Source organism: Devosia litorisediminis, assembly GCF_018334155.1.
Lineage (GTDB): Bacteria > Pseudomonadota > Alphaproteobacteria > Rhizobiales > Devosiaceae > Devosia > Devosia litorisediminis.
Genome location: NZ_JAGXTP010000001.1, coordinates 595,454 through 615,967 on the forward strand (window position 1 = coordinate 595,454; position 20,514 = coordinate 615,967).

The following is a 20,514-nucleotide window of genomic DNA, read 5'->3' on the forward strand; positions in this document are numbered from 1 at the left end:
TGGCCCTGGTCAGTACGCTGCGGCGTGCGCCAGCGGAGAGGATAAGGTCAGCATCAGGATTTTGACATCCAGCCCGAGTGACCAGTTTTCAGCATAGGCAATGTCATGGGATATGCGGCCATCAAGCTGAGACTGGCTGATGATCTCGCCACGAAATCCGTTGACTTGAGCCCACCCGGTAATGCCCGGCTTGATGCGCTGGCGCTGTGCGTACTGCGCAAAGCGGCGGCTGAGTTCGGCATCATGCGAGATAGCGTGTGGGCGAGGGCCCACCATGCTCATGTCGCCGCGCAGCACATTGAGCAATTGGGGCAGCTCATCAATACTGGAGCGACGCAGGAAGCGACCCAAACGCGTGATGCGGCTGTCACCGGCTATGGCGGGGGTCATTGCGCGGCCATCCTCGGTTACCGTCATGGAGCGGAACTTGAGAATGTAGAAGCTCTTGCCGTTGAAGCCGCGGCGTTCCTGACGGAACAGGATCGGTCCGGGGCTGGTAATCCTGACAAGCAGAGCAGTGCCTAGAATTATGGGTCCGAACAACACCAACGCAATGATCGCAGCGACGATGTCCAAGGTGCGCTTGATCATACGGTCGCCGTCAGTGAGCGGCTTACGCATCACCCGAACGGCGTTGCCCGGTCCGATCGAAAGAACATCGAGGTATCTCTCGTCCTGACGCTGGGGCGCGAATGCGACGTTTATGGCAAAGGGCCTGCACGCCTGCATCAGAGCCGAAGTGGTCGGGGATCCGACGGGACCATCGAGAAACAGGACATGATCGCAGCGGCGCTCGACACAGATTTTGACGAAGTCATCAAAGCCGGCGGCTGAGGTGTTTTCACTGTCGTGTTCAAGAGCCCGGGTCGCAACCACCTGGGCACCTTGTTGCCAAATGCGGGCGTCTCGCTCGAACCGGCGGATCGAGTCGGCGTTGCCAACAAGTGCAGTGCGGTCAATCTGGAACTGTCCGGCGCTCATCATGGTACGCACGCGAGCGTAGAGGGCCCAGCGCACGATCATCAGAAGCGCGGCACCGATCAGAAGCCACTGCCAGGTCTGAGGCGTTGGGCTAATGAACTCTCCCGTGATCAGCAGGCTGCAAAGCCAAACTACTGCGACCGCAATTGCCCAGTGCGTGGCGGCGGCCAGAAGGTTGGGACGAGACTGGCTTGAGGCGAGCGCACGCTCGGAAGAGGCATGGGAAAATGCACCGTAAAGCACAGCCATCAGGGGCAGTGCCAGCGCGGCGGCGCGACCTTCAGATATTAGTGGGTCGGTCATCAGCAATGAGATGGCGAGGGCGATTGCCGCGGCAACGACACCTTCAAAGGCTGCCAGAGCATAGCCAAAATAAACTCGACTAGGGATCTTGAAACGGCGCCGACGCCGAAGTTCAGCATTTCTGGTTGTGACGCTGTCTTGATACATCGGCGGCCTCATCCCTTAAGAGCCCGTTAACCGTAGCAGGCTGGCGAGGGGTGGGCACTTGCAGACTGTGGGCGAGGTTAACGTGAGAACTTTAGAGAAATTGTCTGTTTTCAGATGTTTAGTCTGCGCTTGAGCAGGCGCTTTGAAAGCTGGGTCCTGCGTCTGTGGATAAGTCTGTTGGTACTTTGTTCATCGTCGCGGCCAGCAAAGGCACGCTTGGGTGACGAGCGATCGTGCACGTGATGGGGTCGGCAAACACGGCGCTCAGTTCGATCCTGACGACTGCCATCGCGACTGAGTGTGAATTTCGTGTCGGGTGCTTTCCCGACTGTCCCGGCCTCGCTGACTTTCTTGCGCATAGCCAAAACCTGTCGCGGCGAACCGGCCATTGAGCGTGGTGGTGAGAGCGGTCGAAACCGAGCAGCGCGCGGCTAGGGGTTCGGCCCGCTCAGGCAGTTTCCTGGATAATGTCGCGTCAATTTTCGCGGGTGCGGGAGCGCCCCTAGCTCAAAAGCGCTTCATAACGGTCCGCAATCAAATCGATATCGAAATCCTTGGCGCGTTGTCTCAGGGCCTGGCGATCTGTTGGCCGATCCATCATGCTGGCCATGGCTTTGGCGAGCGCCTGTGTATCCCCCACAGGCACCAACGCGCCATAGAGTCCATCGCCCAGAATCTCGCGTGGCCCATAAGGGGCGTCGGTGGATATAACGGGTACGCCTTCAGCCATGGCTTCAATGAGCACGTTGCCAAAGCCTTCGCTGGTTGAAGACAGGACGAACATGTCCGCTGCCTTGTAGCAATCCGTCAAATCATTGACGTAACCGGGCAGCAGCACGCTCTGTCCGATGCCAAGTGCGTCGGCCTGATTGCGCAGGTCCGCCGCCAAGGGGCCTTCCCCAAATATCACCAGCCGAGCCTCGTGCGTTTGCCGCAATCGGGCGAAGGCCGCAATCAGTGTCTTGTGATCTTTGACCGGGACCAATCGGCCTGCGGTCGCAATGACGGTAGCTTTGCCCATCGCCGCAAGATCGGTTTGCCAGCGATCATCGACCGATGGCTTGCTCTGTTTTGGGGGCAGTGGATTGTTGATGATGGCGATGCGTTGCCTGTCAAAACCACGGGCCTCCAGGTCCTGGCCTATGCCTTGGGAGACCGCGATGGCCTTGCTGGCCCGGCTACGCACCAGATCAGACAAGGTGACGGCCAGGTTGGCGCCAAAGGTCGTTGATGGCAGGCCGGCTGCCGCGTGGAAACTGGGGAAGAACCTCGCCCTGCTGGCTGACAGTCTCAACGCCATGGAAATGGCGAGATTGGCAAATTCGGGGGCAGAGAAAACCGCGTCTGGCCGGTGTCGGCGGAAGAACAGCGCGGATTGAAAAATGCCCCGGATCGTGCCGATCTTGCCATAGCCTTCACCGTGGATCGGCAGGTCGAGCGACACCAGGCTGACTGCGGGCGAGAGCAGTGTGGCATTAGGGCCGTCAGCGTTCCAGGTGAAGAGCGTCACCTTATGACCGCGCCCTGCAAGGGCGTTCGCCATCAGCGTAAAGACGCGTTCAGAGCCACCGCCCCGCAGGCTGGCCGTGTGGAAGACGACGCGTTTACCCACCGCTATTGCGGTGCTGTTTGTGCGGCAGGTGGGTTGCGCATATCGCGCCAAATCCCGACGCAAACGGCGATCACCATCCCCAAGAAGAGTCCAAGGAAGCCACCAATGCCCATCACGAGGACCGTGCGTGGCGGCCACGAACGTCCTTTGGGTGGCACAGCAGTGGAGATGACGCGCACGTTGGTCGTATCAATCTGTTCACGCTCGGTGATCTGCCGCGCCCGCGACAGGAAGCTCTCGTAGATTACTGTTTTGGATGTTGCGTCACGCTCGAGTTCGCGCAGTTGAACCTGCAGGTCGTTGTCGGTGAAGACAGCGCTGGTGAGGTTAGCGCTCTCTGCGGTCAGGGCAGCGAGGTTAGTCTCGGCGTCATCCAGCGCGGTCTTGGCCGATGCTACAGCGCGATCGATTTCAGTGCGGATCTGGGTTTGCACGGCGTCCAGTTCCGCAGTCAGGCCCACGATGGTCGGGTGGCGAGGGCCGAGCAGCATTGACTGCGACAGGAGCTGTTGCTGCAGAGCGCCTGCGCGATCGCGCAGGGCGGGCAGGCTGGTAGCGGCTGTGCCCGTCGACGGGTTGGCCTGTGCGCCAGCGGCGGCGAGCGCATCATAGGTGGTGCGGGCTTCAATGACACGCGCCTGTGCGGCGACGACCTGAGCATTGAGGGCGTTCATGGTCTGGGTGCTGACCAGTTGCCCGTCACCCGACATTGCAAGTTTGTTTTCGCGGCGGAAGGTCTGGACCCTCTCCTCGGCAGCCTGCACATCGGTCTTGAGTTCATCAAGGCGGTTATCAAGTGACGTGGCGGCGCGAGACGCCCCGTCCGCCTCGGCTTCGGCGAGTTCATCACGGAACGCCTGAACGATGCCAGCCGAAATGGCGATGGCCTTGTCGGTGGATTCCGAGGATACCATCAGACTTGCCACGAAGGATTTCTCGTCCGACTTGGTGGCAACGCGTTCGCTCAGCGCGCGGACTGCTATTACCGAGGGATCTTCAGTGCTGGCACTGGCAGTACCGCCGCCAGAAAAGTTTGGCAGGGAAAACAGCGGTGGCGTGGTGTCGTAAAACTCGGTGTCATTAACCAGGTCCAGATCGGCGACTACACGTGTCAGGACGTTGCGCGAGGTCAGTACCCGCAGCTTGCTGCCAGCGATGAGCAGTTGGCCATCAACCTGACCAGGCTGGGAAAATACATCCCCTTCGACTACCTGAAGATTGGCGGGATCGATCATGATGTCAGTGGTCACGGTGTAGCGTGGCTTGCTTAGCACCGCAAAAGCGCCGCCCAGGACAGTGCCAATGATGGCCAGAATTGCTGTCAGTATCAGACCATTACGCAGCCATACAAAGAGGCGTCCGAAATCAAGTTCGAGAAAATCACCGATCTTGTCGAGCGTCACTGTATTTGGTGTGCTGGGGGCTTGCGCCGTGTTTGCGGGGGCCGGCGCGCGCCAATTCTGTTCGCCCCCGAGCCGCGCGTAAGCGCGAGCACCGGTGCGGCGATCGGACGGTGGGGCAATGTCGGCCATGGCGTTAACGCCTCGTTTTCCAGAGTGACATAGTGTTAAGACCTTATACAGCATGCCCGTCAGGTCGCTGCCGGAATGACCTTTTTTGGTTAAGCGGGGGCCAGACATGCCAATGTCAGGTGAACATGTGAACGACACGGCCGCTGGCGCCAACCAGACTATGCCGCCCGCGATACGCCGGCAGAATGCCCTGACCCTGCTGCTTGTGCTGGGCACCGCGCTGGCACTGGCGGTGCGGATCAACATCTCACCGATGATGATGAACCAGGTGATGGATTATACCGAAGAGGGAGGTGCCTTTTACGAGAAGCTCCACTTCGGCACCTATATGATCCTGCTCATGCTGCCGATCACCCTGTTCAGCCAACCCATCCGGCTCTGGGGCGACGAGATCGACCGTTTCAAGGTGCTGATCTGGTATTGTCTGGCCATGCTGGCATTTGTTGTCCTGCTATTCATCACGGGACGACCGGGGTCGTCAGTGTTCATCATTGATACCTATCTTGTTGCGGGTGCAGCCGGGCTAATCGCGCTGGCGCTTGGGGGGGGTGCGAGGCGTCTTCTGGGTGAGATCGTCCTGGTGATGCTGATTGCGAGTGCGGTTATCGGGATCGGAGAAGCGATCACCCAAGTACGGCTACTGCCATCCGATCTCGTGGAAGACAGCTTCCGACCTCTCGGGCTGTCGGAACACCCGCTGGCGCTCGGTGCCCTGTGTGCTACCGCCGTAGGCTTCGTGGTGCTGGCGCGCTGGCGTGTTTGGGTCCGCGTCCTCCTTATACTTGTGCTGCTTATTGGGTGCGCAGCTGCGGGGGCGCGCTTTGCGCTGTTGCTGACTGTTGCCGAAATTCTAGGGCTGCTGATCTTCGTGCCCTGGCCGGGTCTTTCGCCACGGCAATCTCGGCGTGCCAAGGTCGGTGTGCTGCTCGTGACGTTGATCGGCGGCGCACTCATGTTTGCCGTGCTGGCGGGTGGGGGGCTGCTGGGTCGTTTCAGCGACACGCTGTTTGATGAGAATTTCTACGCGCGGCTGACCGTATATCAGGCGTTCTGGTTGGTCGGCTGGCAGGAGCTGGTGTTCGGCATGCCGCCAGCAGACCTGCTGGCGCTGGTCAACAACGAGCTCAATCTGCCGTTTATTGAAAGCGCACAGGTGGTGATCGGTCTGACCTTCGGTATTCCGCTCGCCTTGGCGTTCACCTGGGTCGTCTGCTGGATCATGCTGAGGTTGTTGCGCGGTGCGCCACTGGTCGCCTGGATCGCGACAGGGACGTTCCTGCTCGCCGCGTTGTCGAACAATACCATGTCCGCCAAGCAGCCGGTTTTAACGGTCGTCTTCATACTATTGATCGCCTTCGGCATACCGCGGCAAAAAGTAGAAACCAGCTAGCCCGCGCTATCGATTACCTCAATCGAACCAGTCCGATTTAGGGTGTGAATTCCCTTGCGGTGCCATGCCTTTCCGGGCTGGACAGGTACAGGCTCTGCAAACAACACGGCGTCATCGTCGACCCGCAGCAGTTCCATCAGGCCCAAGCCACCGCCATAGGTTTTCTGGCCATTCTGGACCGGCAGGAAAGTGCGGCCGTCACAATCGATAAAGGCGCCGCCAGGGCGCGCGGCGGCGCTATCGATGGCAATCGGGTTGAGTTTGTGCGGGCTCCAAGGACCGCGCAATGTCGGGGCGGAAAATACAACCATGGTGTCTGACGGACTCCCGGCGCCACGCCTTTCGGTGCCGAACAGCCAAAACTGGCCGTCGCGGTGAAGCAGGGTTGCGTCGTTAATATCCCTGTCTGCTATCAGGATGGTGTCCTGCACCCAATGATCCGGGAATGAACTGGCTCGATATAGAACAAGCCGTCGAGCACCACCGCTTTCGGGAAGCATGAACGTCTCGCCGTCATGCCGGAAAACCTGAGGATATGAGAGGTGGTAGGGCTCCTCGAGCACGCAGCGCGGCACGCTGGCCTGACCGTCGCGGGCAATCTTGGCAACCGAAATTACACCCTTGCCGGTCGCATAAGGGTACTCCTCGACGAACAGAAATTCCTCGCCCTTATGCTCGACGACGAAGGGGTCGGCATAGAAGCGCTGTCCATCGTCGGCCAGGGTGGTGAATTCGGGCCCATCCACCAATGTGGTTGTGGCAATGCCAGCATGTTGCACGGTCCGATAGGCTACCTGCCAGTAGAACGGACGCCTGGTGCTGAGCCTTTCCAAGGCGCGAGTGGCTGCAGCGCGAGTGAGGCTCGGCAAGTAGTGGCGCCAAAATCCCACAACAGGGAATGACGGCGCCGGCGGCTCCAAGGGTGTCAACGCGTCAGCAAAGAAACGCGCCACGCTTTGCTCAAGCAATGAAATGGCTCCCGATAGGACGTCATCGCTAGCGCGGCTCAACCAAAGCCAATCTGAGAGCATTGGGCGGGCGACCCCGACAGTCTGGCCATCCAGAGTTGTGGTCAGGACTGGCTGGACTTTATTGGCCAGCATTTGGGTCAGACCATCGGCAAAATCAGGCTGCCCCTCAAAGGTCACGCGCAGCGCCGGGGCGGATGCGACGCCGAGACGTCCTGATAGGTCGATGACCAGTTTCGCGGCGGTCGGATCTTGTGATGGGGCGGGCGGGGTCACCTTTGTTGCCAAACATTTGCCGAAGCGCAGGCTCTCAAGGGCGAGTATCGGGTCAGGCGTGTGGCGCGATCTGCCAGGGACGTCGACGTGTTGGATATCAATGAGATGTCCTGCAGATGTGAGGCGTTCCAACAGGTTAACCTGCCAGAGCCGCGTTTCCTCGCGGCTCAATATAATTACAATTTTATTCAAATTGTTCGAAGTATTCACTCGCATAACGGATTTTTCTTCGTTATTTCCCTCTGAATCAATGATTTAGATGAAACAAAGTAAACGGGCGAGCGAGTTAACCATGCGTAAATAGTTCACATTCAACTGCTGGCTATCACGATATAGGTGGTTGGCGGTAAAGGATTCTTGCCGCGACTTCGGCGAGGACGGCCATGAATTTCATATCGCAGCCATTTCTGGAAAAGAAGAAGCTTCTGATTGTGTTTGGGACACGGCCGGAAGCATTGAAGTGCTTCCCCGTGGCCCGTGCGGCGTTGGCCCGTCCCGATTTGGTCACCGAAATTTGCGTAACCGCCCAACATCGCGAAATGGTCGACCAGGTCATCAAGTTGACGGGCATGCCGGTCCACTATGATTTGGATGCCATGCGGCCGGGGCAAAGTCTGTTCGATGTGACCAACAAGGTCCTGGTCGGCATGGAGACTGTGCTGGAGCAATCCAAACCTGACATCGTAATGGTGCAGGGCGATACCACGACAGCCATGGCTGCAGCGCTTGCAGCGTTCTACAAGCGTATCCCCGTTGCACATGTCGAGGCTGGGCTGCGTAGCCACAATATAGACTCGCCATTTCCGGAAGAGTTGAACAGGCGGATCGCTGGTGACATCGCCACCTGGCACTTTGCGCCGACAACGGAGGCGCGCGCCAATCTGCTGGCGGAAGGCAAGGACGCCGGCCGCATCTTTGTGACCGGAAACACGGTGATCGACACGCTGCTGCATTTTTCAGATCAGGTCGACACCGACAAATCGATGAATGCCGGACTCGCGGCAGGTTTCCCGTTTCTGGAAGTTGGCAAAAAGTTGATTCTGGTGACGGGCCACCGTCGCGAGAATCATGAGGGGGGCATTGAACGGATCTGTACCGCGCTCAAGGTCCTGGCGACGCGCGGCGACGTGCAAATTGTCTATCCGGTCCACCCCAATCCCAATGTGCGCCGCGTTGTCGAAGCGCAACTGGGCGGTGTTCCCAGTGTATTCCTCATTGAGCCGCAGGACTATCTGCCGTTTCTGTATCTGCAGAAGCAGAGCTATCTGGTGCTGACCGATAGCGGCGGTGTGCAGGAAGAGGCCCCCTCACTGGGCAAGCCCGTGCTTGTGCTGCGCGACAATACTGAACGCCCCGAGGGTGTTGCGGCGGGCACAGCACGCCTGGTCGGCACGCAGGTCGATCTGATCCTCTCCAATGCAAACCGTCTGCTTGATGACCCGGCGGCCTATCGCGGGATGTCAGAGCAACACAATCCCTACGGGGATGGACGAGCGAGCGCTCGTATTCTTGAGGAGCTTTTGCGCTATGACTGACATTCGTACCGTTTCGGTCATCGGGATGGGCTATATCGGCCTTCCAACTTGCGCCATCTTCGCCAAAAGCGGGTTGGATGTGCTCGGTGTCGACGTCAACGAGGACGTGGTTGCCAAGGTCAATCGGGGCGAGATCCATATCGTCGAGCCCGAGCTGGATGGCTTGATCCAGAAAATGGTCGAAACCGGCAAACTCAAGGCGTATTCGAAGCCGCAGCCAGCCGATGCACATATTATCGCTGTGCCTACGCCGTTCGCGGATGATCACACTCCTGATCTCAGCTTTGTCATGGCTGCAGCGCGCAGCCTGGCGCCGGTCCTCAAGCGTGGCGATCTGATAATTCTGGAGTCGACGTCACCAGTTGGCACGACCCGTAATATGACCATGCTGCTGGCCGAACTGCGGCCGGATTTGAAGTTTCCGCATCTGTTTGGCGAAGACGCCGACGTACTGGTCGCGTATTCACCAGAGCGCGTTCTGCCTGGAAAGGTGCTCAGCGAACTTGTGGACAATGATCGCTCCATAGGCGGATTGTCCAATGCTTCGGCACAGCGTGCGGTCGGGCTTTATACCAGTTTTGTTGCAGGCGACCTCTACATCACCAGCGCGGAAAGCGCTGAACTGGTCAAACTCACGGAAAACGCGTTCCGCGACGTAAATATCGGTTTCGCCAATGAGCTCTCAGGCGTTTGCCAGCAGCTCGGGCTCAATGTCTGGGAAGTCATCGAGCTGGCCAACAAGCACCCTCGCGTCAACATCCTCAATCCTGGACCAGGTGTGGGCGGTCACTGTATTGCGGTCGACCCCTATTTCATCATCAACGCGGTCCCCGACAGCACGGCGATGATGCAGACGGCCCGGCGGATCAATTCCGATCGTCCACACAGCGTCGTTCGAGACGTGGAAATGCTTCTGGACCCCCACAAGGCGCAGACCATTGCCTGCCTGGGGTTGAGCTTCAAGCCCAATATCGACGATATGCGCGAAAGCCCCGCCGTCGATGTGGTCCGGCTGCTGACGGAATTGCCCAATGTACGGATCCTTGCAGCTGAACCACATGCCAAGGAATTGCCCAAACCACTGCAGGGTATCGGCGTGGAATTCACGGATGCCCTGACGGCAATCGACCAAGCCGACATTGTCGTATTGCTGGTCGATCATCGTCATTTCAGCCTGATTGATCCCGCAGCGCTTACTGAGAAGAAGCTGGTGGATACGCGTGGGCTCTGGACCTGGCGCAAAGCGCGCCGGACCGATGCCCGCATTGAGGGGCGCAACAGCATGACGCGGCCTCGCCGCCGCAGCACAGACAAGGCAGCCTAAATATGGAGTTTGACGACTGGTCCACCCACCCCTTGCTGGCGGATCGGCGCCGGGGATTTCTGGGCGCGCCAATGCACGATCTGAGCATGGCGGAGACGCTGGACCTAGCCGATGAAGCCATGCGGACGCACCGTCCATTGCTGCACACCGTGGTCAATGTCGCCAAGCTGGTGAACATGGGCAAGAACGCTGAACTGCGTGAGGATGTCTCCACCGCCGACGTCATCAATGTCGACGGGGCAGGCGTGCTGTGGGGGGCGCGCCTACTGGGCGTTGCGCTGAATGAACGCGTGGCCGGTGTGGACGTGATGACAGAGATGTTTGCGCTGTGTGCCCGCAAGGCCTATCGACCCTTCCTGTTCGGTGCAGAGCAAAACGTACTGGATGCCGTTCGGGCGACCCTCGCGCGCGATTATCCCACACTGGAGATTGCCGGCTTACAAAACGGGTATTTCGATCAGGGTGAAGAAGCTGGCATTGTTGCCACTATCAATGCTTCAGGCGCTGACTGTCTGTTTGTCGCGCTGCCGACGCCTCAAAAGGAGCGTTTCCTCAAGCGACATCGTGAGGCGCTGCTGCCCAGCTTTGTGATGGGGGTGGGCGGAAGCTTTGACGTCTATGGGGGCAAGGTTTCCCGCGCGCCCGTTTTCATCCAACGTGCTGGCCTGGAATGGCTGTTTCGGGTTGCTCAGGAGCCGCGGCGCTTGTGGCGTCGGTACTACGAGACCAATACGGCCTACATAGCACTGCTTTGGCGAGAATTTCAGCAGGCTCGGCGCAATCCGCCTGCGCTTTAGGCGATGCCGAGGCGCCTGCATGCACGCTGGGCGAGGGCCCGGGTTTCAGTCGGGTGGATCAGCCCATTAAGCGCCAGGAACGTGAGACCACCAACCACCGCCCCGACTGCCAGCTGAACGAGGTCGGGGGCTTGCGCAAAAGCGACGCTGGACAGTTTTGCTGTCACGCCCGTTATGGCTGCGATCCCTATCGAGAAGCTGATGTCGCGCAGCGGGAAGGGGATTGCTGTCAGCTTCTGACTGATGGCAGCGCAGACCGCGAGGCTTGATAATGTGCCGCCGGCCAGAGCCAGCGCGGCGCCGGCTTCTGCCATAGTCGGGATCAGTAGTAGCGACAGTCCGATAGTGCCAATTGACCCGGCGCCATTTGCCCAAACCAGCAGCCACGGCTTCTTGTGAGCGTGCACAACCGCGCCGTAGACGAAGCTGGTAAGGTTGGCGCACAAGACGGAAAAAGCAATGACTAGAAACAGTTGGTCGACATGGCCGTGATACTGCACGGGCAATACCACGCTGGTAATTTCGGGGCCCAGGGCCACCAGAAGGGCCGCTACCGGCAAACACAGCCGGATCATCAGCGCCATGAGATTGGATAGCAGCGCTGCCGCGGATGCGGGTCCTTCAGAGTCGAACCTGCCAACGATTTCGGGGAATGCGCCCATATTGATGGCATTGGCGACCATATCGATTGGCTGGCGGGCCAAGGCATAGGCGGCAGCAAAGATCGCGACGGAACCTGCATTATAGTAGGCGTTCAGAAAGAGCCGCTCGGCATTGTTCAGCCCGAACCCCACCAGAGCAATGACAATGAGGGGCACGCCAAAGGCGAAGAACTCGCGTTGGCTGAAGCGAGCAGGGCCCGCAACAACCTTGCTCCAGGCAATGGTGCCCGCAATGAGTCCGGCGATCAGGACACCCAGACTGGAACCGAGCGAGATCGACAGGAAAGAGCCAGGCAAGACGTAGATGGCCAGGAGCGGCAACGCCAATTGCAGAACTGCCCGCAGAAATTCGAGCATACTGTACGTTGAATGGCGTTGCTGCATTTGCAGTATGGTCAGCGCAAATCGGCCAATTGCGCCAGCGATCAGATAACCGCCAACAGCCAAGGCAAACTCGATCCAGCGATCAGGCGCGACCAGTGTTGATGCCGCTGCGGATACAGCCAGCGCTAATAATGTGGTCAAGACCATGACACGCGCGGCCAGAAACAGGCTGCCTCGGCTAACGTCCTTCTTGCCACCCAGTCGGAGCAATGAGATCCGCAACCAATTGGTCACGGCAACGTCGGTCATTTCGCCGATCGTTACTACCAGCGTGAGGAGGCCAAACTCCGTCTGGTCGATCAAGCGGGTCGCTACGGCAATCAGCAGCAATGCGGACATTCGCGTCAGCAAGATCGCAGGCGCATAGATGAGCGTTGAACGTAGGAGCAAAAGCGCGTTTCCGGAAGTTCGGTTTGTTCAGGCTTAGCGCTCCGCTACTGGAGGGACCAGCATAAAACCCACATAGCGTGAACGCGGGCAATTTGATCAAACGCTGTGCGCGTAAACCTTCCCGACATCCTTTGCTTTTGTGTTGTGCCTGACTGGGCTAACCAAGAGCATCATGCTGCAACGCCCCACCGTCAAACCAACCGTTCACGTCATGGTCGCCACGCCCTCTGCCGCAACCGGACAGGGCGGTGTTGATCGCGTCATGGCGACTCTGAAGGCCCAATTGGCGCGCGAGGACAGGCCCGAAGTCCGCGCTCAGTTTGTGGCAAGCCGGGGGGCGGGGTCGGTCCTCCTCTCACCGTTCTACGCGCTGTTTTTTTGTTTGCGGATGATTGCTGCGCGCCTGAGGGGAAGAGTCGATGTGGTTCACATCAATCTTGCTAGCGACGGCAGCACCTATCGCAAGCTGGTGATTGCCAACTGCGCGCGCCTAATGGCCATTCCATATGTTCTGCACCTTCATGGTGCGGAGTACCAAGAGTTCTGGGAAGGTACGGGCGGACTGTTGAGCCGCTCAATTGAGAACATGTTTGAGCGTGCTGCCCAGGTGGTGGTGCTTGGCAGCGTGTGGCGCCAATTCATCGCCGGCCGTGCCCCTGGCGTTGCCGACAAAATCACCATCATTGCCAATGCGACGGGAGTGCCGGCGCTTGCACAGAGGGGCGGTGGCGAGAGCGTCCATATTCTGTTTCTGGGCCGGATTGGAGAGCGCAAGGGTGTGCCGCAACTGCTGGCCGCGCTGAGCGCGATGGCTGAAGATGAGCGCTGGCGAGCAACGGTTGCCGGTGACGGATCCGTTGATGCTGCGCGCAATCAGGCCGCTTCGTTGGGGCTATCGCAACGCGTTGCTTTTCCGGGCTGGGTTGGCCCAACAGAAGTGGCACAGTTGATTGCTTCAGCTGATATTCTTGTCCTTCCCTCGTTTGCGGAGAACCTTCCAGTATCGGTGATCGAGGGAATGGCGGCGGGTCTAGCAGTTGTCGCCACGCCGGTGGGCGCAGTGACAGATATCATTGTGGACGAAAAGACTGGGCTACTGGTGCCGCCGGGCGATGTCGGGGCTTTGGCCCTGGCCTTGAGCCGGCTGGTCAGCGATCCGGAACTGCGCGCCGAACTGGGTAAGAATGCGCGGATGTTTCACCGACAGCAACTGGATCTGGCGCCATTTGCGCAGGCCATCTGCGAGGTCTGGATTGCAGCGGTGCGCACGAAGATCGCGAGGGAGAAATGAGCTGGCTGGATCGCGCCCGCGGAGCATATGTCCGCAGTCCGAAATTTTTGCGGCAAGGCCTTCGTCCGCTCATGGGGCTAGTGCCGGCAAAGCTCAAATTCGGCCGAACGTACCTGCGGGAGCGTGAGAGGGTTGCACGGGCTGAAGCAGATCCGAAGTTTGCGGCTGAGGCGCAATTGGCCGCCTTACGTGCGCTATTTGCCAAAGCGCAGGCCGGCAGCCCTTTCTACCGAGACCTCATTGCCCGCACGTTTGGCGCTGAGTTTAATGCAGATGTGCTTGAGCTGGCCGATCTGAGCAAGATGCCCATCTTTGACAAGGTGGCACTGCGTTCTGCCGGCAAGGACGCACTTGCGGTGCCGCTGAGTGACGTGGATTGGGGCGAAACAAGTGGGTCAAATGCCGAAACGCCGTTCGGCTTTTATCTCGACAAGGATCGCAGCACTCGTGAGATGGCCTATGTCTACGATGTGTGGTCGCGCATCGGGTTTTCCGAAAACGATGCGCGGGTCTGTTTGCGGGGCTTTGCACTGGACCCCAATGGTCGCAAAATCCATGACTGGGACCCCGCGCTGCGCGAGATGCGCCTTTCAGTCTATCCTTTGACCGAGCAAGACGCTGCGCAATATCTCGATCTGATCGATGCTCGCGGTCTGCAGTATATTTATGGGTATCCGTCTGCGATTGAACTGTTTTGTCGGCAGATGCGGGTGCTTGGCCGCACCCCCAAACGACCGATCAAGGGCATTATGCCTATCTCCGAACCAATATTCGACCACCAGCGCAGCTTCATCATCCAGACATTGGGCAATCCCCAGTTCTCCTGTTTTTATGGCCTGAGCGAGAAGGTGTTGTTCGCGGCAGAAGTTGCGGGTGCGCCGGGTGTGTACGAATTCAACCCGATCTATGGGCTTGCGGAGCTGGTCGATGAAGCGGGTGATCCTGTAACCGAGTTCGGCAAGGAAGGACGCCTGATTGGGACCGGCTTTCTGTCCACAGGCATGCCCTTCATTCGCTATGAGACGGGGGATTATGCGCGACTTGTCCAACTGCCTAATGCCAGCAATGGTCAGAGAATGCAGGTTTGCGATCTGACGCCGCGCCGAAAGCCCAATTATCTCGTCACTGATGAGGGGACGCGCGTGGTCACCACCGACCTAACGCCGGAAGATCCGCGGTTTTTTGCGGGGATATCAGAGTTCCAGTTTTATCAGGATACACCGGGGGACGTGGTGATCCGCTACGTCACAACGGGAGAAGGCGGGCCGGAAGATGCGGCGCGTATGGCGGCCGACCTCACGCGTACCAGTCAGAACCGATTGCGTTTCAGACCGCAGCCTGTATCGCAGATAGTATCGGGTCGTAGCGGGAAACGCGCGTTCATTGACCAACGGCTCGATATTGGTCGCTATTGAGCGGGAGGCATGCCCAGCGAATGTAGCATCTGGGTATCTGGCATGGCGGGTCCGATCGGCAAGATCACAGACATGCCATAGGGATTTGAATACTCCCACACCGACCAGGCAAATCCGTAGGTTTCGGCCTGCTGGCGGACGGCTGCGAGGTAGCGAAGCCGGTCAGCGTTGAAGGCCCCCATGCGACCATCGGGTGTCATCAGAATGGTGCCGAATTCGCCCATGAACAAACGCGATTCGGCGATGTCGTTGTCCTGCGCCCAGTCGACCGCTTCACCTATGCGTGCTTCAAGCTGGGTCTGTCCCCAGCCTTCAAGAAAGTACTGGGCGGCAGTGGCCTGAAACATGATCATGTTACTGGCCTTCCGCGCGAGGTCGACGCCGGCCGCGTCCATATGGGCGCGCAGTGTTTCCATTGCCAGATCGAGGTTTCCGGCAGAAGAGGGCCATGGCAGTCCGGCGCTAAAGTCCTCGGGGGCTTCAGCACGCTGATGCGTGAAACTGTGAGGCTCGTACATGTGGAAGCTGTAGAGCAGGTTCGGGTCGTCAAACGAAGGGTCAAGGTCAGTCAACCCGGTGATGCTGCCGCCACAAGCGCCGGTCGCTATCACGGTCAGTCTGGTACTGATTGCCCGGATGTCGGCCACGGTATCGGCCATGATCTGCTGCCAATCCCCGGTCCCGCTGTCGTCGCAAGGATAGTAGGCTGGCTCATTGTAGGGCTCCAATGCGACATTTTCCGTGCCGACATCAACTAGCATCGCGGCCACATCGGTCACCATTGCCCGATAGGTAGCGACGCCCTCACTACCGGAGCCGCCATAAATCATCTCCATTCCGTATCGGGGTATCTGGCTGACGCCGTGGAGGTTGAAGACGACCTTGAGCCCTGAAGCGGTGACCGTGCGAACGGCTGACGCCAGAATGCTCAGAGCTTCCTCTCGAAATGCCCCCTCAGTGGCCAAGAGCGGACCCGGGTCGACGGTGAGACGGACGAAGTCAAAACCCATTGCGTGGATGCGTTCGAACTGGTCTCCCGGCGGCCAGTCGCTGAGCGGGCGCGCCCCCGCCAGCCATTCCTCCTGGTCGCGATAGGGGGGCCAGCGATAGGTGCCATCTGCAGTGACGGGCGCCCAATTGAGCCAATCGTGCACGCCCACGCCGCGGGCGAGTTGAAGCGGCTCTGCCCGGCTGAAGCCCGTCAGCGCAATACTTGCGATCAACACCAACCCAACACGTTTCATGGCTGCACTCCCGTGGACCTCGCGTGATGTTAACCCATGACTGCGAAAACGTAGCGCCGATGACGCAGATTTCTGGGCTTTTGGTGTATGACGGTTGAAACACCGGACATCCGATGACGCTATCCTGGTACATCAATCGCCTGCGCAGCATGGACGCCGCCGAGATACTGCATCGGGTGGTCGAGAAGAGCCGTAAGTTCACTTCAAGGCACCTCCATCAGGGATGGTCGCGATACAAGGGCGCGCGCCTACATCCGGTAATGCCAAGGTTGAAAGGGCGGGTCCTTGCGGCCACGCCAGCGCAGCGACAGGCAATCACGCAAGCTGCCAGTGACATTTTGGCGGGCCATTATTCGGCACTGGGAGCCAACTGGCCCCAACGCCCAGCCGACATAGGATTTTCTGCCGATCTATGGCGGCTTGATCCAATAACGCAAACCCATTGGCCCAAAAGCGACCAGTATGCTTTCGCGATCGATTACCGTCATCGCAGCGGCAGGGGCGATATCAAATACGTTTGGGAAATCAACAGGCTGCAGTTCCTGCCCGTTCTGGCGGCGCAGCATGTGCTGGAAGAGGATGCCCAGAGTCTGGACACGATCGAGACCGTTCTCACAAGCTGGTACGAGGCAAACCCGCCTTTTGGCGGCGTCGGTTGGGCGTCAGGGATTGAGGTCGCACTGCGCGCGATCAGCATCATTCTGACGCTGAGTTTGATCGGAGATCGACTAAGTTCTGGTGTGCGAGAGAAAGCGGGAGACATCCTATCGGCTAGCGCTTTCTGGCTACCGCGGTTTCCCTCCCATTTCTCCTCGGCCAACAATCATTTGGTAGCGGAGCTGGCAGGTGAAGTTCTGATAGAGCGGGCATTGGGGAGAAGCACTGGGCGGGCCAGGACGCATCTGCTGGGTGAACTTGAAAAGCAGATTCTGCCTGATGGCGCAGGTGCCGAGCAAACGCCAACCTATGCTGCCTTTACTGCAGAACTGGTCCTGACTGCTGCAATGGCTGAGCGGGAAGCGGGCACAGAACTGCCCGCCAGAGCGCTGGAGAGGCTGCGAGCGTTTGCTGATTTTATCGGCTGGATCGGCCTCAATGGGGAATATGGCGACAATGATGAAGGGCGCGTTGTGAGCCTTGGCGAGGAAGCCAGTTATCCGGCCTCAGTTGCCTCGGCCATTGCCAGTTTTGTGGATCGCAAAAGCGGTTGGTATCGCGCTGACGACTTCCGGGCTCTGGTGTTTGGCCGTCCGGCGGATGTATTCTCGCCACTTGATGGGTTGCGGGTTTTTTCTGCTGGCGGTCTCTCTGTGTGGCGTGGAGAGATGGCGAACCACGCAGCAGTGTTGCGCTTCGATCATGGGCCTTTGGGTTATTTGTCGATCGCCGCGCATGGCCATGCTGACGCTCTGGCCATTACTCTGGAGGTTGATGGGCAGCCGGTACTGGTTGATCCGGGGACGTATCTCTATGGGTCAGGCGGGGCGTGGCGAGACTGGTTCCGGTCGACACCTGCCCACAATACGCTCAACCTTGGTCAGCAGAGCCAGAGTGTCATGTCCGGGGCGTTCAATTGGTCACACAAGGCCAGAGCTTGGCTTGTCGAGAGCCACACCGGTACGGATTGGTCACTGATCGCCGAACATAATGGCTATGAACGCCGGTTCGACGCGCGACACCGCCGCGAGGTGCTGCGAGATGGTCAGGCGATAGTCATTACTGACCGACTGATCGGTACGCCGCAGCAGGCCGAGATTGTTTTTCAGCTGGCGCCTGGGCTGGTTAGCCAACAGGTTGGAAAGGTAGTGACAGTGAGCCGTGGTGGCCTGGCATTGCTGCGAATTGAGCTGCCCAATGATGCCATTACTATCCAGTCAGGTGGGGATGCACCGGGGCAGGGTGGCTGGGTTTCGCAGGGCTTCGGCGTGAAGGTGCCGGCAGCGCGAATTTGCTGGCGTGGCGAGGTCGATAGCGCCGGTGTTCAATCCTTTCTGCGTGTTCTCGACCATTAACTAAGCTTTAGTAATTAAGGGGTCTTGGACCGTCTGATCTGGCATTGAGAACGGGTCACAAGTGGTGTTCAAACACCGCCTGTCGATGTCCTGCAAAGCCATTCGGGAGACGGTGTTGAAATGATCAATGAGTTCCTTGCCAAGGTGATGGACAAGCTCACCGTCGAGAATTTGGCCACTGCCGGTTTGTTGCTCCTCACGGCACTAGGGAGTGCGTTGTGGGCCTATTGGCGTACGGTCGAAAAGAAGTCTTTTGCCGACTTCTTCGAGTTCGCCCTTCCCAAAGAGGTAATCCTACATCCATCGGCGCGCGCAGACGCACTTTTCTGGATCACCAAGCGGTTGCTGATGCCATTTCTGCTCATTCCATCGGGTGTGATCTTCGTTTCCGCTGTCGCGTTCGCCACCAATCAGGGACTCGGCGCGCTGCTGGACATTCATGCGCCGGTACTGGGCGATGCCCCCGGACCTGTCGTGGTCATCGTCTTCACGATCACCATGCTGCTAGCCTATGACATATCCTACTATCTGTACCACGCAGCCCAGCACCGGTTTCCGGTGCTTTGGGAGTTGCACAAGGTTCACCACTCAGCCGAAGTCATGGTGGGAATAACCAAGGACCGCGTGCATCCCTTGGACGATCTGATGAACCGTATGTGGGACGGTGTCATCCCCGGCATTGCCTTTGGTATCTGGACCCTGGTCGCGCTGGACCCGGTCGAGGTGACCATTTTTGGCATTAATGTCTATGTGATCCGCAACATTCTGATGATGGATTTTGTTCGTCACACCCATCTCAAGATATCGTTTGGACCGCTGAACAATGTCGTGTTGTGCCCGCACTGGCACCAGTTGCATCATAGTGTCGATCCGCGGCACTACGACAAGAATTACGGCCTGCTGTTTTCATTCTGGGACCGGATGTTCGGCACTCTGTACGTCCCCGAGCCGGACGAGGAATTCAAGTTCGGGCTGATGGATCGTGATGCTCATGAATACCAGTCGTTATTCGGTCTCTACATCCTACCGCTCAAAAAGATGGGCAGGGTCATTTTCCGTCGCTTCCGGCGCCCACGCGCTGAAGCTCCGATCAAGGGCGGTCAGCCGTGAATTTGCATGCGCCGAACGGGCTGGTTCGCGCTGAAACCATCGAGGTCGTGACCGAGGCTGCGCGGCTGGCTGAGATCGGCCCTGCCTGGGATGCTTTGTGGTCTCGGGCCGACGGGCTGATATTTCAGAGCCATGCATGGATTTCTGGCTGGTGGCACAATCTTTCGGATGTTGATCTTTGTGAGTTGCGCATCGGTATGGTCTGGAATGGGGACCGACTTGAAGCCATCATGCCACTCTGTGTGCAGAAACGGCGCGGGCTTCGGTTCCTTGAATGGGCGGCCAACAGCTATAGCGACTATGAAGATGTCCTTGTCGCGCCGGGATATGCGCCAGAAGCACTACACGTGTTGTGGGACCAACTGACCGCATCGGGCGGCTTTGACATTGCCCTGATCAATCGCCTTTTGCCTACGGCCCAGATGCAGGCGATGTCCGGGCGTGGCGCGGTGGTCCGACTCGTCCCCAACCATCGCAGCGAAATCAGTCACCGGGTGAGCGGCGAGTGGACCACAGGAAACGCCTGGTTTGAAAGCCAGTCAAAGAAACCTCGCCAGAACTACCGGCGTGGCAAAAAGTCCATGGCAGAGCTGGGGGATTTGCGTTTTCGCCTGCTTGATGCGGACGAAGCGGTAGAACCTGTGCTGGAACGTCTGTCAGCGCTGAAGCGACAGTGGATGGATGCTCGTGGGCACAGCTCTGCTTTGTTTGAGGCCGGAGACAAGACGCTCTCTGCGTTGGTCGACGCCATGGCGCAGGCTGGTGTGTTGCGCATCTTCGTTCTCGAACTCGATGGATTGATCGTCGCGATCTCGGTCAATTTCGTACAACACCGTAGTCTAATGGCCTTTGTCACAACCTATGATCCGGCGTTCGAACGCCTTTCGCCTGGCACGCTGTTGATGAACGACTACATTATGTGGGCGTTTGAAAATGGATACCATGTAGTGGATTTCCTATGCGGTGCTGAGGCGTTCAAGTCGCGTTTTGCTACTCAGGCCGTGCGTCTGAGCACGCTTATAGCTCCAGGATCACTTCTGGGGCGCGGGGTTCTCCTGGGCGATATGGTCCGGCACAGGATCGCGAAGTGGCGGGCGCATCGTTCACTCACAAAAGACGATGGATCAGGCACAGCCTAACA

General features: G+C 58.6%; 15 protein-coding genes. 9 read left to right on the top strand and 6 right to left on the bottom strand.

The window, feature by feature from the left end:
• Positions 1-9: 9 nt before the first annotated feature.
• The 3 genes from KD146_RS02850 to KD146_RS02860 form a co-directional block, all read right to left on the bottom strand.
• The gene (locus tag KD146_RS02850; RefSeq protein ID WP_212657237.1) at positions 10-1,431 is read right to left on the bottom strand and encodes a sugar transferase; all 1,422 of its coding nucleotides are present in this window, start codon (positions 1,429-1,431) and stop codon (positions 10-12) included.
• 502 nt (positions 1,432-1,933) lie between these two features.
• Positions 1,934-3,043, bottom strand: a complete 1,110-nt coding sequence (locus KD146_RS02855; RefSeq protein ID WP_212657238.1) for a glycosyltransferase — start codon at positions 3,041-3,043, stop codon at positions 1,934-1,936.
• A 2-nt stretch (positions 3,044-3,045) separates the two neighbouring features.
• Complete coding sequence (locus KD146_RS02860) at positions 3,046-4,575, bottom strand: GumC family protein (RefSeq protein WP_212657239.1); 1,530 nt, start codon at positions 4,573-4,575, stop codon at positions 3,046-3,048.
• A 205-nt stretch (positions 4,576-4,780) separates the two neighbouring features.
• Between KD146_RS02860 and KD146_RS02865 the strand changes: the two genes are divergently transcribed.
• The gene (locus tag KD146_RS02865) at positions 4,781-5,965 is read left to right on the top strand and encodes a VpsF family polysaccharide biosynthesis protein (RefSeq protein ID WP_345790731.1); all 1,185 of its coding nucleotides are present in this window, start codon (positions 4,781-4,783) and stop codon (positions 5,963-5,965) included.
• Here the strand turns inward: KD146_RS02865 and KD146_RS02870 are convergent.
• Positions 5,962-7,425 carry a glucosamine inositolphosphorylceramide transferase family protein gene (locus tag KD146_RS02870; protein WP_212657241.1) on the bottom strand — a complete coding sequence of 488 codons (1,464 nt, stop codon included), beginning with the start codon at positions 7,423-7,425 and terminating at the stop codon, positions 5,962-5,964. The two genes, KD146_RS02865 and KD146_RS02870, sit on opposite strands and share 4 nt — an antisense overlap.
• 167 nt (positions 7,426-7,592) lie before the next feature.
• Here KD146_RS02870 and wecB point away from each other — a divergent pair, with 167 nt between their 5' ends.
• Genes wecB through KD146_RS02885 form a run of 3 tightly spaced genes read left to right on the top strand, consistent with a single transcriptional unit; the run spans position 7,593 to position 10,865 of the window.
• The gene (gene wecB / locus KD146_RS02875; protein ID WP_212657242.1) at positions 7,593-8,744 is read left to right on the top strand and encodes a non-hydrolyzing UDP-N-acetylglucosamine 2-epimerase; all 1,152 of its coding nucleotides are present in this window, start codon (positions 7,593-7,595) and stop codon (positions 8,742-8,744) included.
• Positions 8,737-10,068, top strand: a complete 1,332-nt coding sequence (gene wecC / locus KD146_RS02880) for a UDP-N-acetyl-D-mannosamine dehydrogenase (RefSeq protein WP_212657243.1) — start codon at positions 8,737-8,739, stop codon at positions 10,066-10,068. The genes wecB and wecC overlap by 8 nt, the downstream gene beginning before the upstream one ends.
• Before the next feature lie 2 nt (positions 10,069-10,070).
• Positions 10,071-10,865, top strand: coding sequence for a WecB/TagA/CpsF family glycosyltransferase (locus KD146_RS02885; RefSeq protein ID WP_212657244.1), 795 nt, complete (start codon positions 10,071-10,073; stop codon positions 10,863-10,865).
• Here the strand turns inward: KD146_RS02885 and KD146_RS02890 are convergent.
• Complete coding sequence (locus KD146_RS02890; protein ID WP_212657245.1) at positions 10,862-12,301, bottom strand: lipopolysaccharide biosynthesis protein; 1,440 nt, start codon at positions 12,299-12,301, stop codon at positions 10,862-10,864. The two genes, KD146_RS02885 and KD146_RS02890, sit on opposite strands and share 4 nt — an antisense overlap.
• A gap of 172 nt (positions 12,302-12,473) precedes the next feature.
• Here KD146_RS02890 and KD146_RS02895 point away from each other — a divergent pair, with 172 nt between their 5' ends.
• Positions 12,474-13,592 (top strand): glycosyltransferase family 4 protein, encoded by a 1,119-nt coding sequence (locus KD146_RS02895; RefSeq protein WP_212657246.1) that lies wholly within the window; start codon positions 12,474-12,476, stop codon positions 13,590-13,592.
• The gene (locus KD146_RS02900) at positions 13,589-15,007 is read left to right on the top strand and encodes a phenylacetate--CoA ligase family protein (protein WP_212657247.1); all 1,419 of its coding nucleotides are present in this window, start codon (positions 13,589-13,591) and stop codon (positions 15,005-15,007) included. Before KD146_RS02895 ends, KD146_RS02900 begins: the two co-directional genes overlap by 4 nt.
• Here KD146_RS02900 and KD146_RS02905 read toward each other — a convergent pair.
• Positions 15,001-16,251, bottom strand: coding sequence for a glycoside hydrolase family 5 protein (locus KD146_RS02905; protein ID WP_212657248.1), 1,251 nt, complete (start codon positions 16,249-16,251; stop codon positions 15,001-15,003). The genes KD146_RS02900 and KD146_RS02905 overlap by 7 nt on opposite strands.
• Positions 16,252-16,364: 113 nt before the next feature.
• Between KD146_RS02905 and KD146_RS02910 the strand changes: the two genes are divergently transcribed.
• From KD146_RS02910 to KD146_RS02920, 3 genes are all read left to right on the top strand, one after another.
• A complete protein-coding gene (locus tag KD146_RS02910) occupies positions 16,365-18,263 on the top strand; it encodes a heparinase II/III family protein (protein WP_212657249.1) in 1,899 nt (632 codons plus the stop codon).
• Positions 18,264-18,383: 120 nt separating this feature from the next.
• Positions 18,384-19,373, top strand: a complete 990-nt coding sequence (locus KD146_RS02915; RefSeq protein ID WP_212657250.1) for a sterol desaturase family protein — start codon at positions 18,384-18,386, stop codon at positions 19,371-19,373.
• Positions 19,370-20,512 carry a GNAT family N-acetyltransferase gene (locus KD146_RS02920; RefSeq protein WP_212657251.1) on the top strand — a complete coding sequence of 381 codons (1,143 nt, stop codon included), beginning with the start codon at positions 19,370-19,372 and terminating at the stop codon, positions 20,510-20,512. Before KD146_RS02915 ends, KD146_RS02920 begins: the two co-directional genes overlap by 4 nt.
• Positions 20,513-20,514 lie beyond the last annotated feature (2 nt).